General features: G+C 51.7%; 11 protein-coding genes. 6 read left to right on the forward strand and 5 right to left on the reverse strand.

What is annotated here, in order from left to right:
• The first annotated feature begins 178 nt into the window (after positions 1 to 178).
• The 4 genes from WKR14_RS10895 (at position 179) to WKR14_RS10910 (ending at position 5,317) form a co-directional block, all read left to right on the forward strand.
• Positions 179 to 1,123 carry a DUF2989 domain-containing protein gene (locus WKR14_RS10895; protein WP_308427930.1) on the forward strand — a complete coding sequence of 315 codons (945 nt, stop codon included), beginning with the start codon at positions 179 to 181 and terminating at the stop codon, positions 1,121 to 1,123.
• A gap of 211 nt (positions 1,124 to 1,334) precedes the next feature.
• Complete coding sequence (gap, locus tag WKR14_RS10900) at positions 1,335 to 2,345, forward strand: type I glyceraldehyde-3-phosphate dehydrogenase (protein ID WP_101056556.1); 1,011 nt, start codon at positions 1,335 to 1,337, stop codon at positions 2,343 to 2,345.
• A gap of 339 nt (positions 2,346 to 2,684) precedes the next feature.
• A complete protein-coding gene (locus tag WKR14_RS10905; RefSeq protein WP_339086086.1) occupies positions 2,685 to 4,235 on the forward strand; it encodes a YjjI family glycine radical enzyme in 1,551 nt (516 codons plus the stop codon).
• 11 nt (positions 4,236 to 4,246) lie between these two features.
• A complete protein-coding gene (locus WKR14_RS10910; RefSeq protein ID WP_339086088.1) occupies positions 4,247 to 5,317 on the forward strand; it encodes a YjjW family glycine radical enzyme activase in 1,071 nt (356 codons plus the stop codon).
• On the opposite strand, the gene WKR14_RS10915 is transcribed toward WKR14_RS10910, so the two are convergent.
• Together WKR14_RS10915 and pssA are read right to left on the reverse strand one after the other, a co-directional pair.
• Positions 5,304 to 6,239 carry a LysR family transcriptional regulator gene (locus tag WKR14_RS10915; protein ID WP_165565049.1) on the reverse strand — a complete coding sequence of 312 codons (936 nt, stop codon included), beginning with the start codon at positions 6,237 to 6,239 and terminating at the stop codon, positions 5,304 to 5,306. The two genes, WKR14_RS10910 and WKR14_RS10915, sit on opposite strands and share 14 nt — an antisense overlap.
• Before the next feature lie 120 nt (positions 6,240 to 6,359).
• On the reverse strand, positions 6,360 to 7,673 hold the full coding sequence (gene pssA, locus WKR14_RS10920; RefSeq protein ID WP_339086091.1) for a CDP-diacylglycerol--serine O-phosphatidyltransferase: 1,314 nt from the start codon (positions 7,671 to 7,673) through the stop codon (positions 6,360 to 6,362).
• Between the two features lie 348 nt (positions 7,674 to 8,021).
• On the opposite strand from pssA, the gene WKR14_RS10925 reads away from it, so the two are divergent.
• Both WKR14_RS10925 and dacB read left to right on the forward strand, forming a co-directional pair.
• On the forward strand, positions 8,022 to 8,186 hold the full coding sequence (locus WKR14_RS10925) for a hypothetical protein (RefSeq protein WP_100143596.1): 165 nt from the start codon (positions 8,022 to 8,024) through the stop codon (positions 8,184 to 8,186).
• Between the two features lie 51 nt (positions 8,187 to 8,237).
• Positions 8,238 to 9,776 (forward strand): D-alanyl-D-alanine carboxypeptidase/D-alanyl-D-alanine endopeptidase, encoded by a 1,539-nt coding sequence (gene dacB, locus WKR14_RS10930; RefSeq protein WP_339086093.1) that lies wholly within the window; start codon positions 8,238 to 8,240, stop codon positions 9,774 to 9,776.
• A gap of 105 nt (positions 9,777 to 9,881) precedes the next feature.
• Here the strand turns inward: dacB and WKR14_RS10935 are convergent, their stop codons facing one another.
• The 3 genes from WKR14_RS10935 to WKR14_RS10945 form a co-directional block, all read right to left on the reverse strand.
• Positions 9,882 to 11,651, reverse strand: a complete 1,770-nt coding sequence (locus tag WKR14_RS10935; RefSeq protein WP_234554763.1) for an acyl-CoA dehydrogenase family protein — start codon at positions 11,649 to 11,651, stop codon at positions 9,882 to 9,884.
• A 254-nt stretch (positions 11,652 to 11,905) separates the two neighbouring features.
• On the reverse strand, positions 11,906 to 12,640 hold the full coding sequence (gene bluB, locus WKR14_RS10940; protein ID WP_101056562.1) for a 5,6-dimethylbenzimidazole synthase: 735 nt from the start codon (positions 12,638 to 12,640) through the stop codon (positions 11,906 to 11,908).
• Between the two features lie 174 nt (positions 12,641 to 12,814).
• Positions 12,815 to 14,803 carry a cation:proton antiporter gene (locus tag WKR14_RS10945; RefSeq protein ID WP_101056563.1) on the reverse strand — a complete coding sequence of 663 codons (1,989 nt, stop codon included), beginning with the start codon at positions 14,801 to 14,803 and terminating at the stop codon, positions 12,815 to 12,817.
• Between the last annotated feature and the right edge of the window lie 323 nt (positions 14,804 to 15,126).

Raw genomic sequence — 15,126 nt, forward strand, 5'->3', positions numbered from 1 at the left:
CTCACTTTTCCACTTAAATTAACGGGAAAGGTTTGAGTAACAAAAAGAAAAGACCAATAATCATATTTATGACAGCTAACCTGCCCCTCTTTGGTCGGCGCTATTGTAATGAAAACTGCAGCTTCAAGCTAGTAGCAGATTTTCGCTAAATCTCTAATTAAATTACAGATTTAACCATGTGGAGCGTATTTTGACGCGTAATCTAGTAATAATTACATCATTTATCCTTATAGCTTGGGTTAGTGGCTGTGATAACAGCGGTAACCCTGCCACTATTTGTAAGAATAATCCTGAACTTTGTGACGATTTGCATAAGGATAGCTGGTGCCGACGGGAAAAAAACAGTCTGATTATTCAGCGCTACCAGGTAAAAACCACATCGGAACCCTCAGGCAAGCAAATTTATCACTTGCTCGTTAACTTGGAAAATTACAACCGCTGCGTGGGGCTTGCGTCAGGAGTACAACATATTCTCAATCCAGAGCGCACCAATGACAGGGCCAGAGCCTATGGTTTGAGTGCGCAAAGTCTGTCTGAATTGCAAGCCTCCACCAAGGGCAGCAATGACATCTATATAGCCTTCTATCACTGGGCTCATTTGGGTGATGATGCGGCGCTCAAGATACTGCTGGAGGCGGAACAACAGCAACAGATAGATTCGCCCGAGATCCTTGCCGGGCTCGCGGGCTATTATCTCAAGTTTGATGCCATCAAAGCGAAACAACTCTATCTTAAAGTGTTTTCAAAAAGTACAGATAAGAACTTCGACTCCGATTGGTTGTTGGGGCTGGCAAGTGCTTCCCGGCAGTTGCAGGATATGGAGCAGGCCTATCTGCTCTCGAGAGCCAATTTGCTTTTGACCGACAACCCGGTCGATGAGGCCCAGCTCAAGGCCATGATAGGCAACAACAGTCAGTTAAGTACACACTTGGATGAACAGGCAAGCAATTTGGCCGAGGCTCTGAAAACTGGGAATTATCTTGAGAGTGACTGGCCCAAACGCCTGCAAGGTAATGCGGGGAAACAAGTTGATACTGAGGCGGGAGCAGCACAAGCCGCAAATAGCAAAACCACTGATAGCAGCAAGCTTGAGAAAAGCGCCGAAGCGGCCAAACAAAACTGATGATGTATTCTCCGGGCGGCAAATTACTTGCCAGTTTGTAATTTACGCCTGTCGGTCGCACAATTAAAGCATTGTTTCGCGACCGCTGTAATAAAAACACCTAATTTGTTAACGGAATAGCCAGTTGCAGCGTGATTTAACTTGACGACCCGCGACATTTTTGTAATTTTACTACCAATTACTGTTTTTACATTCACCAGAGGGATATGAGATGACTATCCGCGTAGCAATTAACGGTTATGGCCGTATCGGACGCAATGTTCTGCGAGCTCTATACGAGAGCGAGAAAGACTATCCAATTAAAATCGTTGCCATCAACGATCTCGGAGACGCTTCCATCAATGCTCACCTGACCAAGTATGACTCTGTTCATGGCCGCTTCAACGCCAAAGTCGAACACGACGATGAAGCTATTTATGTCAACGGCGACAAGATCCCAACCTTCCAGGAACGCGATCCATCCAAGCTGCCATGGGCCGAGCTGCAGGTAGACGTAGTCTTCGAATGTACCGGTATTTTCACTTCCAAAGAAGCGGTACAACCGCACCTGGATGCAGGCGCCAAGAAGGTTATCATCTCAGCTCCCGGCAAGAATGTTGATGCCACTGTGGTATACGGGGTTAACAACCAGGAAATCACCAAAGAGATGACTGTTATCTCCAATGCTTCCTGTACCACTAACTGTCTGGCGCCTGTGGCCAAGCCGTTGAATGATGCCATCGGCATTGAGTCCGGCCTGATGACTACGATTCACGCCTACACCAATGACCAGCGTCTGTCTGATGTGTATCACAGCGATATGCGTCGTGCCCGCGCCGCGGCACTGTCGATGATCCCGACCAAAACAGGCGCAGCGGCGGCTGTTGGTTTGGTTGTACCAGAGCTTCAGGGCAAGTTCGACGGCCTGGCGGTTAGGGTTCCGACAGTCAACGTGTCTCTGGTTGACCTGTCCTTTATCGCTTCCCGCGACACCACAGTGGAGGAAGTTAACGCCATTATAGAAGCGGCAGCCAAGACTTCACCCATGAACGAAGTGCTGGCGGTAAACAAGGAACCTCTGGTTTCCATCGACTTCAACCACAACGCCTTCTCATCCAACTTCGACGCCACCCAGACTCGCGTCAAGGGACGTCTGGTGAAAGTCATGGCCTGGTATGACAACGAGTGGGGTTTCAGCAACCGTATGCTGGACAACGCCGTTGCCTTGATGACAGCCAAGTAATCCGAATTCAAAGCCAAACGCCTGCCAAGTGCAGGCGTTTTTTATGCCAGTTGTATACTGTCCTGCCAAGGCTTAGGTCTTTCTCAAGCGACCATGACCCGTTTTTATCCGTCCCTCAGCAGTGCTTTCACCCTATATCTCCCAGCTTCTTCATTGTCCTTGCAATATTTGATGTAAAGCAGCGGATTTCCATTTTAGATAAGCGCTCTCAAGCACATTTCACTTCCGGAAAATAAAGTCCCTACTTAGACTCAGGTTAAAAGCCATTTCAATTATTATGTTTGAAAGCCAATTCGGCCATTGCGCCGGTTAGCGCCTTTCCTTTAGCGGAGTCTCATTATGGACAATCAATTTCTCAGTCTTATTACCGATCCCCTTCTTGACCCCAAGCAAAAGACCCTGGCGCTGGCCGGTGCTGCCGATGCCAGTATTCCCTATCTTCCGCGCAGTGAAGCACTGACCCAAGCCATGGATAAAGGCGTTATCTGCGATATGTTTGAGGGCCATGCCCCATTCAAACCCAGATATGTTTTGCCCGATTACCAACGTTTTCTCGAGCAAGGCTCCGAGTATCTGGAGTTGACACCGGCCGAAGATCTGGATGATGCCCTGATGAAGCTGATGGTGCTGTATCACCATGTGCCGTCAGTCACCAATATCCCGGTGTTTCTCGGCTATCTCGATAGTTTATTGTTGCCTTACTGCCAGGATGTCAGTGATGACGCCTTGTATCAGAAACTGAAACGCTTCTGGATCCAGTTGGATCGCACCCTGCCAGACGCCTTTATGCACGCCAACATAGGCCCAGAGGACAACCGTGTCTGCCGCACTATTTTGCGCATTGATGCCGAGCTCAAGCAGGTGGCCCCCAATCTAACCTTTATGTATGACCCCAAGCGCACCCCCAAAGCGCTGCTGCGACTGGCGACAGACAATATCATTGCCTGCAGTAAACCTCACATAGGCAACTGGCCGATACATGCCCAAACCTTTGCTTGTGCTCCCGGTGAGGCGCCAAATCAAACGTTTGGCATTGTCAGCTGTTATAACGCGCTCCCCACCCGAGGCGGCGCCAATACGCTGGTCAGACTTAACCTCAAAGCCGTCGCCGAAGAAGCCGGTACCCTGGAGGAAATGCTCGAGCGCAACCTGCCACATTACTGCAACCTGATGTATGAACTGATTGAACTACGCTGTGAGTTTTTACACCATAGGTCCCATTTCTTCGACTCTTTCCTGGTAAAAGAAGGCCTCATTGACGAATCCCGCTTTGCGCCCATGTTCGGCGTTTATGCCATGGCCGAAGCCGTCAATCATCTGCAGCAGCTGGCTGGAATGAGTGGCGAATATGGTCACAGCGAGCAGGCCAATGCGCTCGGTTTAGCCATTACCCGCGCGCTCAGTGATAGAGTAACCACGACCCAAGTCAGTTTCGGCTTTAATGGCCGCGCCTTACTTCATGCCCAGGGGGGACTTTCCATCGACAAAGGCACCACTCCGGGAGTCAGAATCGCCTACGGCCACGAGCCGGATCCTGTCACTCATGTGTTGGCGCTGGCGCCGCAACACGCTTTCTATCCTTCCGGGATCAGCGAGATCCTGACTCTGGATGAAACCATCAAGGCCAATCCTGAAGCCCTGCTTGAGCTGTGTATCGGCGCGCTGGATACCGGCTTTCGTGAATTTACCGCCAATACCGCCGATACCGATCTGGTGCGCATCACAGGTTATATGGTGAAAAAGTCGCAGATCGCCAGTTACCGGCAACAAGGTTCACGTACCAACACCACCTTCCTGGGCACAGAGGCCAGTGAAACCACGGCCGTGACCCAAAGGGCACCGCGGGTAGTGAGCGCCGAGTTCCATGCCGCCGGCAAGTCCCAGGTGTAAGGGCGTAAGCTATGAAGAGTGCAGCCCCGGGAGTGTTTGATAGCCCGTCCAATGATTCTGAGCTTAATCGCTATAAACTGAATGGGTGCGAGTCGCATAGCCGTGAGTTAAGTCGCGGCGATACCGATGCTTCGGCATTGGCTATGGACTCCGAGGTTGCCAGTGCCGAAGTCGCCAGGGTACTGCCCTTCTCGACCGTAGATGGCCCGGGCAATCGCATGGTGTTTTTCCTTCAGGGTTGCAATTTTCGCTGCCCGGGTTGCCATAATCCGGAAACCATCACTCTGTGTAATGCCTGCCAAGAGTGTATTGCGCACTGCCCGGCAGGTGCCTTGAGCCTTAAATCAGCTGCGGCTGACACTCAAGCAGTTCCCAATAGCAAGGCGTCTCTCAGGCTTGCCTGGGATAGTACAAGCTGCATCGGCTGCGACACCTGTCTCGATGTTTGCCCTTCGAGCAGCCAGCCCAAGACCCAACGCCTGTCAGTCGGAAAAGCGTTGGCGCTGATTAAAAGGCAGAAAGCTTTTATCCGCGGTATCACCTTGAGTGGTGGAGAGGCCAGCTTGCAGCTGAAGTTCGTCAGTACCCTGTTCAAAGCCATTAAACAAAGCCCAGAGCTCAAACACCTGACTTGCCTTTTGGATACCAATGGCAGCCTGGGAGCAAGTGGTTGGCAACGTCTGCTTCCTTGGCTTGATGGCGCCATGGTTGACCTGAAAGCCTGGGATGAGCCGGCTCACCGACGACTGACAGGCCGTGGCAATATCAAGGTTAAGCAGAGCCTGCAACTGCTGGCCGAAGCAGGGAAACTGGCGGAAGTCAGGCTACTGGAAGTCCCCGGAACGAGTGATTATTGGCAGCACTTTAATGCTTTGGTGTCGTTTTTGCTCGACTTGCAACGCCGGCAAGCGCTGAAGGGGGAGCCGATGCGGCTACGCCTAAACGGTTACAATCATCATGGTGTCAAAGGCGAGGCCTTGCTCTGGCCCAAGGCAAGCCAACAGCAGATTGATGACCTGGCCAAGGCGCTCAGCCGTGCCGGCATAGCCAATATCAGTCTGCCACCGGTTAACCTAGGCTGATGGACTGCTTAAAGCCACTGAGTAAGGTCGCTTTTAGCCATTGCAGCGCCGGATCCCGGCTGCCACTTTGATGATGCACCATGCTATAGCCCACCTTGCCATAAGCAAATGGCAATGGCTTAACCACCATGCCGCTTGCCTGCGCCGCCATTGAAGCCCACAGCGCCGAGCAGGTAAACAGCAAGTCCGTGTGGCGGCAGATACTGGCGGCGGCGCCGAAGTCGGCGACTTCCATCGCCAGAACTCGCCTGCGGCTCAATTGTGCCAATGACTGCTCGAAAAAGGGTTGCTGCAGATCGGCGTCCAAAATGCCCACATGGGCGAAGCTCAGATAGGCATCCAGCGTCAGCTCTTTTGCCGCCAGCGGGTGCTCGGCTCGCATCAGACAACACATCTCGTCCTCGGCCAAGCGCTCCCAAATCAGTTCGTTGCGGCCAGTCGGCGGTTGTCCCAAGTCGTGAGGCAGAACCAACAAGTCCACCCGTCCTTCACACAGGGATTGAAACCCCGTGCTCTCTTTGGCATGCACTGCCAGTGTCATTCCCGGCGCCTGCTGCTGCACACGGGCGATAGCGCTCGCAAGCAGTTCGAAGCTGCTTTCCCTCAGCGCTAAATTCATCCGCCCTTGAAATCTTTCCGGGCGAAAGCCCTCTTCGGTAAACAGGTTATCCATCTCTCTGAGCATGGCGCTGATAACCGGCCCGAGTCGTTTGGCCTTGGCCGTCGGCAACAGCTGGTTACCCTGACGGTAGAAGAGCTCGTCGTCAAGGCAATCCCTGAGCTGGGAGAGTATTTTGCTGACCGCCGAAGGGCTCAAACACAGCCGCGTGGCCGCCTGGGTGACGCTTTGCTCTTCAAGCAGCTGTCTGAGCACCAGAAGATGACGGAAATTGATGCGGGATAAGCGGACGATATCACTCATTCTGGCTGTGCTTAACCTTGACTGGATTTAACCTTGACTGAATAAGCCAAGGTTAAATCATAACTGAATCAAGTTCTGCAATCATGCTCTCATTCGGCCAAGCGCTTGAGAAAAGCGCTATCAGAGAATACGCCGCAGCAGGAAGTCGGCCTTGAGTCTGCGAATGCGGTTCATGATTTTCTTTACCGGCTTGGGGTAACTCTGCAAGGTATCTATCTGGCTATAATGATACAAACGCTGGCTGTGCAGCAGCAGATGTTGCTGCTCTTTGACAAAAGACTCGGCCAGCTCTTGTTTGTCATCATGCAGCAGCAAACCATTTTCCAGATCCAGGGCCCAGGCCCGCGGATTGAGATTGCTGCCGGTGAGCAGGTGTTTGCGACTATCCATGCTCACCCCTTTGAGGTGATAACTGTTGTTATCATGCTTCCACAGATGGATATTGAGTAGTCCTTGATCCACCGCCCACTGCTGGCGTTTGACAAACTTGCGCAGCGACTGCTCATAGAGATACGGCAAGGCACCTATGGTGGAAAAATCCTGCTCCGGCGGGATATAGAAGTCATTGGCCGTCTTGTCACCCACCAGAATATCCAGGCGCTTGCCGTTGCGCAGGTGTTTAACCAGTGCCCGCACCAACGCATAGGGCGGGTTAAAATAGGGAGTGCAGATAAAGAGTGATTCCTTGGACTCCTCCACCATGGCGAGTACCGCCTTGTTGAGCGGATTGCGCTTACGTCCAAGCCCCAAAAGTGGCGTGACCCGCAATCCCTCTTTAACGCCATTGAATTGATAGCTTGCCGCCGACAATCGCTGTTTAAAGCTTCTGACTTCGATTTTTTCCGGCAGCACTTCCTCTTCTTCCGGACAGCTCAGACAACTGACCGCCTTGTCACTCAAAATAGCACTGTCAATCATCTCTCGCATGCTGGCAGCCAGCTCGGCCGACTCCAGCACATGGTAGCGATCGAAACGATATCTGTCTTTCTGCTGCAGATAGATATTATTGAGGCTGGCGCCGCTGTATATCACGGCATCATCGACAATAAAGCCCTTGAGGTGCAGTACTCCCATAAACTCGCGGGATTTCACCGGCACACCATAGATGTTGAAGCGCTGCTGCGCTTGCGCCATCACCTGACGGTACATCAGGTTGTTGCCGCCATCGCCCTTGTGGCCAATAAGGCCGCGGCGGGCGCGGTGAAAATCTACCAGCACCTTGATTTCGAGTTCGGGTCTGGCAGCCTTGGCCGCCAACAGTTCGGCAAGTATCTCACGCCCGGCTTCATCGTCTTCCAGATAGAGTGCCGCAATATAGATAGCCTCTTTGGCGTTACGGATCCGCTCAATCAAGGTCTGTTTGAAGTTACTTGGGGTCAGCAGCCAGTGCAATGCATCCGGCGCTATGGCAATTCCACCCAGCTTATCCAGCAAGGTATCCTCCTGTCACTGTATGTTCCGGCAATCCACTCGCTCCCTGTGTTTCCCGGCAAAATGTCCTTCCCCTGTGATGGCGCAATCGACAAAGATCCGCTGCGGGGCGAATAAGGCAATAGAAATTACCCACTTGTCCCGGCCCGGGCAAGCCTTTTCTCGCCAACAGCCGCTATTGGTTCACGATTTCGACGCAATTTGTATCAAAATAGATACTGACGACAGCGCGCCAAGAGTAAAACCAACCCAGATCACGCTTTTGCAATGGGACTCCTGTTATTACAGGTTTCGCCTTATACACTATTATGCCCCTGACCCTAGTGCTCAATGAATTCAAACTGGACGACAATGAACAAACAATTCTGGTTAACGCTTATCGGCACCCTGCTCGCGGCCTGGGCCCTGTTTCACTTCAAAACCTATCTCGGCCCTTTGGTACTGCCGCTGTTTATCGGTTTGGTATTGATAGTCACACTGAAACTCTATGCCTTGATGGACAAGGACGACAGCTAAGACTCTGCAGGTTATACTCTCAAAAGCATTCACGGAACCGGAGGCTTTTCCATGCCACAGCTGTCCCTGCAGGGCTTGGCACGTCCACTGTTATTATTGAGCGCCATGGCGCTGTCTTCCCCTTTGAAGGCCGATAATACCTCCCTCGATGATCTTTTGACTCTGATCACTCCGGCCTCATCACAAACCGCCGTCTGGATAGAAGATCTGCAAAACGGCGAGCTGCTGCTGAGCCACAACAGCGAAACCCTGATGATCCCGGCCAGTACCCAAAAGCTGCTGACCGCGGTAACAGCCACCGAACTGCTGGGAGGAGAATTTCGCTATCACACCAGCATTCTCAGCACAGGTTCCCCAAAAAATGGCGTGCTTAAAGGCGATCTCTATCTGCTGTTCAGTGGCGATCCGACTCTCAAGCGCCAGGATTTAATCGAGCTGTTCAAGCGTGTCACCGAAGCGGGTATCAGCCAGGTGCAAGGTAATCTTATCTTGATAGGAGAAACCCATGAACAGCTCAGAGCACCCGGTTGGGTATGGGATGATTTGGGGATCTGTTACGCGGCGCCCGTCTCCAGCTATGTGATCAACCAAAACTGTGTTCATGGCAAACTCGAGCCCACACTCGCCTCGGACAAGGCCAAAATTTCCGCGCCGGTTTATCTGCCGGTCAAGCTAACCACCAACGCCATCTTCGACAAGGGCCACAAGCAGGGCTTTTGCGAACTGCAACTTGCTAGATTACCCGGTAACCACTTTCATTTCAGTGGCTGTTTCCCAGGTGCTCAGGTATTACCGCTGGCGCTGGCGGTCAACGACCCCGGCCAATATGCCATCGACAGCGTCGCCGGCATCATCAAGGGCAAGCTCAATATCAAAGGCAAGATACTGACTTCCAATCAGCTGCCTGCCAGCTCAAGGGTGGTGGCCAGTCATGCCTCAGATGCCCTGCCCGAGCTTTTGGAAACCATGCTGCTGGAATCTGACAACCTGATTGCCGACAGTCTGCTTAAACAGCTGGGTAAACACTATTATGGTGATGGCGCCAGTTTCAGTGCTGGCGCTAAGGCCATCAGGGAAGTGTTGGCGGAAAAAGGCATAGTGCTGGAAAGAGCCCAGTTGATAGATGGTTCAGGCCTATCTCGCTACAACCTACTCAATGCCCGGCAGTTGGCGCAGTTGCTGCGTCTGATTGCCGATACCCCGGATTACCAGTGGTTGATGCACAAGCTGCCGGTTTCCGGCCACAGCGGCACCTTGAAGTACCGTAAGCATTATGCCAACAAACCGCTCAAGGGCAGAGTCTGGGCCAAGACAGGCAGCATGCAGGGTGTAGTGAATCTGGCCGGTTATGTTACCGATGACAGTGATAAACAAGTGCCCAGATACCTGTTTGTGGTGCTGGAAAATGGTTTGAGCCCCCAGAGTAAGGAACTTGAAGCCGCGCCCTTTGCCACACTTTTGCTGCAAGGGCTGACAGATTACCGTGCAAACAGCCACGCAGAAGGCCAATTGGCGGCAAAAGAGCAAGACAAGCCCAAACCAACACTGCAGGAAAAAGCGCAGACAGAGCTTAATGTCAGCGCCCGTTAGTAGAGCAACGTCAAAGCTTGTACTTAGATAAAAACGGCAATAAAGCCATAAGAAAAGAGCCGCTTATAGCGGCTCTTTCGATTCAGCTTGAATACTTCTGTATTATCAGAACAGCTCGGGCGCAAGGGCCATCACACTATCATCACCACCGGCCAGCTGACTCAAGTGGAAATCAGCCTTGGCCAACAACTTGGCAAAGTAGAACTCCTTCAGTTGGCTCTTGACCTCGGCAAAGCCTGGTTCGAGCGCATCGGTTGCAGCGAGTGCCTTATCGGCCATCAACAGCCACAGGTAACCGTAGAGTATGTAACCAAAGGCATCCAAGGCTTCAACCGCCAAGGCGTTAATGAGCGCAGGCTTAGCGCCTTTTTGCTCGTTAATAGCGGCAATCGCACTGGCAAACTGGTCGAAAAGGCTTTCAACGCGCTGTTTCTGCTCATTTGATACTTGTTCGAAGCTCGCCATATCGGCCTTGATATCGGCGATAAACTCATTCAAGGTCGCCAGGCGGTCACCAGTGAGCTTACGCCCCAAAAAGTCGATGGCCTGAATACCATTAGTGCCTTCATAAATCTGGGCGATACGGGTATCACGCACTAACTGCTCTATGCCGGTCTCTCGAATATAGCCGTGACCACCGAATACCTGCTGCGCCAATATGGTGGCATCCAGACCGCGATCAGTCAGGAACGCCTTGGCGACTGGGGTCAAGAGACCCACATAACGACTGGCTTTGGCTTTAACCGCTTCATCTTCAGCAAACTTGGCCAGATCCAGCTGTTTACCTGTGAGCATGGCCAAGGCCCTGCCCGCTTCTGTCATGGCGCGGATATTCAGCAGCATGCGCCGCACGTCGCCGTGTACCAAAATAGGATCTGAATCGCTGCCGGTTGGTGAGCCGCCGGCAGCGACGCCCTGGAGGCGCTCTTTGGCATAATCGGCCGCCATCTGATAAGCACCTTGAGCACTACCAAGCCCCTGAATACCGATAGACAGACGTTCGTAGTTCATCATGGTGAACATGCACACCAGGCCACGGTTGGGCTCGCCGATAAGATAACCCTCGGCATCATCGAAATTCATCACACAAGTCGCCGAGCCCTTAAGGCCCATCTTGTGCTCTATGGCGCCGACAGTTACACCGTTGGCTTCGCCCAAACTGCCGTCATCGGCCACCTTAAGCTTAGGAACCAGGAACAGCGAGATGCCCTTACTGCCGCTGATCTTGGCCAGCACCAGGTGAACCAGGTTCTCGGTCAAGTCCTGATCGCCACCTGTGATGAAAATTTTTGAACCACTGATAAGGAAACTGCCACTGTCGGTCGGTTCGGCGCGAGTGCGGATATTACGCAAGTCCGAACCAGCCTGAGGCTCTGTCATATCCATGGCCCCAGCCCATTCACCGGAGTAGAGTTTAGGCAGATATTTAGCCTTGAGCTCCTCACTGCCGTGAGCGTGAATACACAGTGCAGCGCCTGAAGTCAGAGCGCTGTAAAGTGTAAAGGCGTTACAGGCGCTATAACCCATTTCATCGACCATAACACCGAGCATTTTCGGCATGCCCATACCACCCAGCTCAGGATCGCCGCACAGCCCTACCCAACCACCTGCTGCAAACTCGGCATAGGCCTCTTTGTAGCCATCGGGTGTAATCACCTTACCAGCCTCGAAACTGACTCCTTGCTCATCCCCATTGCGGTTTATAGGATGGATAAGGTCGCGACACAGTTTAGCTCCTTCTTCAAGGATGGCGCCGGCAGTATCAAGATCGACCATATCGGCCATTGCCGGTAATGAAGACCAGGTTTGTTCGGCATCAAAAACATGTTCAAGCAAGAAGCGCATGTCGGTTAACGGGGCTTGGTAGGGATTCATCTAAAGACTCTTAAACGTTGAATTTAAACACTTGTTTCAATCTAACTCAGTTAGCGCAGTAATACAATGCGCCAAAGGTAGAATTACCGAGGCGATATCCACAGAAATGAGGGTTTTATGGGTATAAACATATTCTGATTATCAAGTGCAACTCCCAAACCCAAAGCGGATATCACCTGCCGTTTTCTATCGGGCCACTCCACAGTCTCTCTTCAAGTATTGGCAATCAAAACAGTCAGATAGAGTTTTGGGATCTATTCATATCCCTTTTCATGAAGATATTCTGCCAAAAGTTGCTCTGTTTGTTGCTGCTGGGTCGCTTGCCAGCCATCTTCGTGTATCGCCAAGGCTAAGGGACGCCTCGGCAACCAACCTTTACGTTCAAGCTCTGGGGTATCACTAAAGGCACTTACACGACCCAAACACAGATAGGCGATAATTCTTATCTGCTCCGGGATCCCCAAGGTCTCACGCAGCACTTCATCGTCGAGAATACTGACCCACCCCACCCCAAGACCTTCTGCTCTGGCAGCAAGCCACAGATTTTGCACGGCACAAACCGCACTGTAGTTGTCCATTTCCGGTTTGATGGTGCGCCCCAGCACCACTGGCCCAGTGCGGCTTGGATCGCAAGTTACGCAGATCCCCAAAGGTGCTTCAACAATACCTTCTAGTTTTAGTCGTTGATAATGGCGTCGTCTTTCACCATTGAACTGCTCGGCAGAACGCGCATTGGCGGCGTCAAACCCTTCTTTAATTGCCTGACGCTTGGCGTTACTGCGTACCAAAATAAAGTCCCAAGGTTGCATAAAGCCGACGCTGGGCGCATGGTGCGCGGCATCCAAGATCCGCTGTAAACTATCCTCGGCAACCGGTTTTGACAAAAATTGGCTACGTACGTCACGACGAGCAAATATCGCCTTATAGAGGGCTTCTCTTTCTTGCAGAGAAAACGCCTGTGCTTCGGAGGAAACGGTAAAATCAGACATGGTTCACCTCTTTGATGACTGCTGTGCCAGGACTATAGCAGGCATTTTACTGATTGGGCCAATCCGAGGTTCCGGGAATTGATGCCATATCACCAAGCACTTTATAAAAAAATACCGGGTCGTTTGAACGATCCGGTATTTTCAATATTTTTCAGGGCAAAGGTTCATGTTTTATCAGACACTTACTTCTCCACGACCTTGTTTATTGTCCGTGCCGCCGGCTTTTCCATCTTCATTGCCCTTCTTGTCTTGCTCGTCCGATGCCGTTAATACGGCTTGCTGCTCTTTGGCTTCCAGCTCCTTGGCCTTTTGCTCGGCTTCAGCCCTTGCCTGTTTAAGGGTTTCTTCAGCTTCCTTGAGTGCTGAAGCTTCTGCCATCGCTTCTTTAGGGATCAGGCTGATAAGTTCAATTCCCGTTGGCAAGTCTGTCGTGTTACCGGTCAACATAGTGACCTTACCGTTTTTCAAATACATCAGTGGTACTACAGTTTCACCATAACGACGGTAAAAATCTTTGTAGCCAAAGCTTTCTGTCAGGTTAGTGCTCTTAAGCACCCCGCCCTTGGACATCAAACTGGCCAGTTTGGCGTAGGAGACAGTTTCACCGAATAGGCACATACGCTTCAAATAGGACTCAGACAATTGATGGCGGGCACTGGTACCATTGCTTTCCGTGTTACTGAGACCATAAACCTTCTTCTGCCCGAGTATGTCCTGAAAATGGAAATAGACCAAAGGATTAAGCTGACGATAAGGAGAGAGGATTAGCACCTTGCCGATACCGGTCAAATCCAGATAAGTGTCGGCATGTTCGGAAGCAGGATTACCGAAGTAAACCGGGATATTATCCATTCGTGCCAAACGAATATTATCCCAGTTACTGTCGGCAAGGATCACCTTGATATCCTTACCCTTGAGCACCTTGGCCAGCTCCCGGGAAAACTTGGAAGCGCCAAAGATCAGCAGGCCGCGGGCAGAGCCTGCCTGCACCCCAAGAATACTAGCCCAGCGTCTGGCGGTGAGCGACTGGATCACAACTGTGCCTATGATGATCAAGAATACCAGCGGCACTATAGTTTCAGCGCCGGGCACTTCCATCTTCTCCAGCTTGATGGCAAACAGTGATGACACAGCCGCCGCTACAATCCCTCTTGGTGCTACCCAGCTCAAGAACCACTTTTCAGCGCTGCTAAGAGACGTTCCTATGCCCGAGATCCAGATGCTCAAAGGCCTAGCCACCAAGAGCACCACAGCCAGTACTCCAAGACCGCCCAGACCAAGGTCGAGCATGGCAGATGAGTCCAACCTGGCCGCCAGCAAAATAAACAGCGCCGAGATAAGCAGTACCGTTAGTGTCTCTTTAAACTCGAGAATATCGGCAATATCCACGCCGCGCATATTGGCCAGCCAAATCCCCATTACGGTTACTGTCAACAGGCCGGACTCTTCCTGCAATAGGTTTGAACCGACAAAGACCCCGAGCATTATGGTCAGCACTGCCGTGTTGGTGAGATAGTGGGGCAAGAGGTTGCTTCTCAACATCCGACCAACAAGATAACCGGCCAGAGCCCCCAGGCCCAGGCCTATCCCCAACATGGAACCAAGCGCCAGCAGTACATGAGCCGTCTGCCCGGCACTGACAGTAATATACTCAAACACTAATACCGCCAGCATGGCGCCTATAGGATCTATGACTATACCCTCCCAGCGCAGAATGCTCGCCAACTGAGACTTGGGCTTAACAGTTCGGAGCATGGGCACTATCACAGTCGGGCCGGTAACCACTACCAAGGCACCAAACAGCAGCGCCAGCGGCCAGTCAAAGTTCAGCAAGAAATGCGCCGCCGAGGCGATACAGCCCCAGGTGATCAGCGCCCCCACAGACACTAAATGCGTCACCATCCGGCCATGATCTTTGATCTCCTTGAAGTTGAGTGTCAACGCCCCCTCAAACAGAATGACCGCCACCCCGAGGGAAATTATCGGGAACAACAGATCGCCGAAAATCGCGTCGGGATTAAGTAAACCCAGCCCTGGCCCCAGTAATAAACCACACAATAGCAGCGGCAATATCGCCGGCAGACGCATCCGCCAGCCAATCCACTGACACGCCAGAGACAAGACTCCTATCAACGCCAGCATGGCGGTGATTTTTTCAACCATAAGTGAATCCTTTTGTTTGGGGCGCCCCGAAAGCCGTTTTACCATCAGCCCAGTAAAAGCCGCATTATGAGCATATATGAGTTAACGAAATATGTACCAGCTTTGAATATCAATGATTTTTCAAAACCCGGTTGTACAAGAATAAAATCTGATAAGAACTGGAAGATGCACATAATATTAAGCAAAGTGCTTTTCCAAAGGAAGTTGAGACAGCTGCAACACTAAAGTTTTTAATACAATAAGTTAACTATCACAGTTCAGTTTGCCAAGATGCAGGATTTACCCATTTTGCGTAACTAGACAGGGAAAAGTTGTTAAGACCT

It is taken from the genome of Shewanella chilikensis, assembly GCF_037953065.1.
GTDB lineage: Bacteria > Pseudomonadota > Gammaproteobacteria > Enterobacterales > Shewanellaceae > Shewanella > Shewanella chilikensis.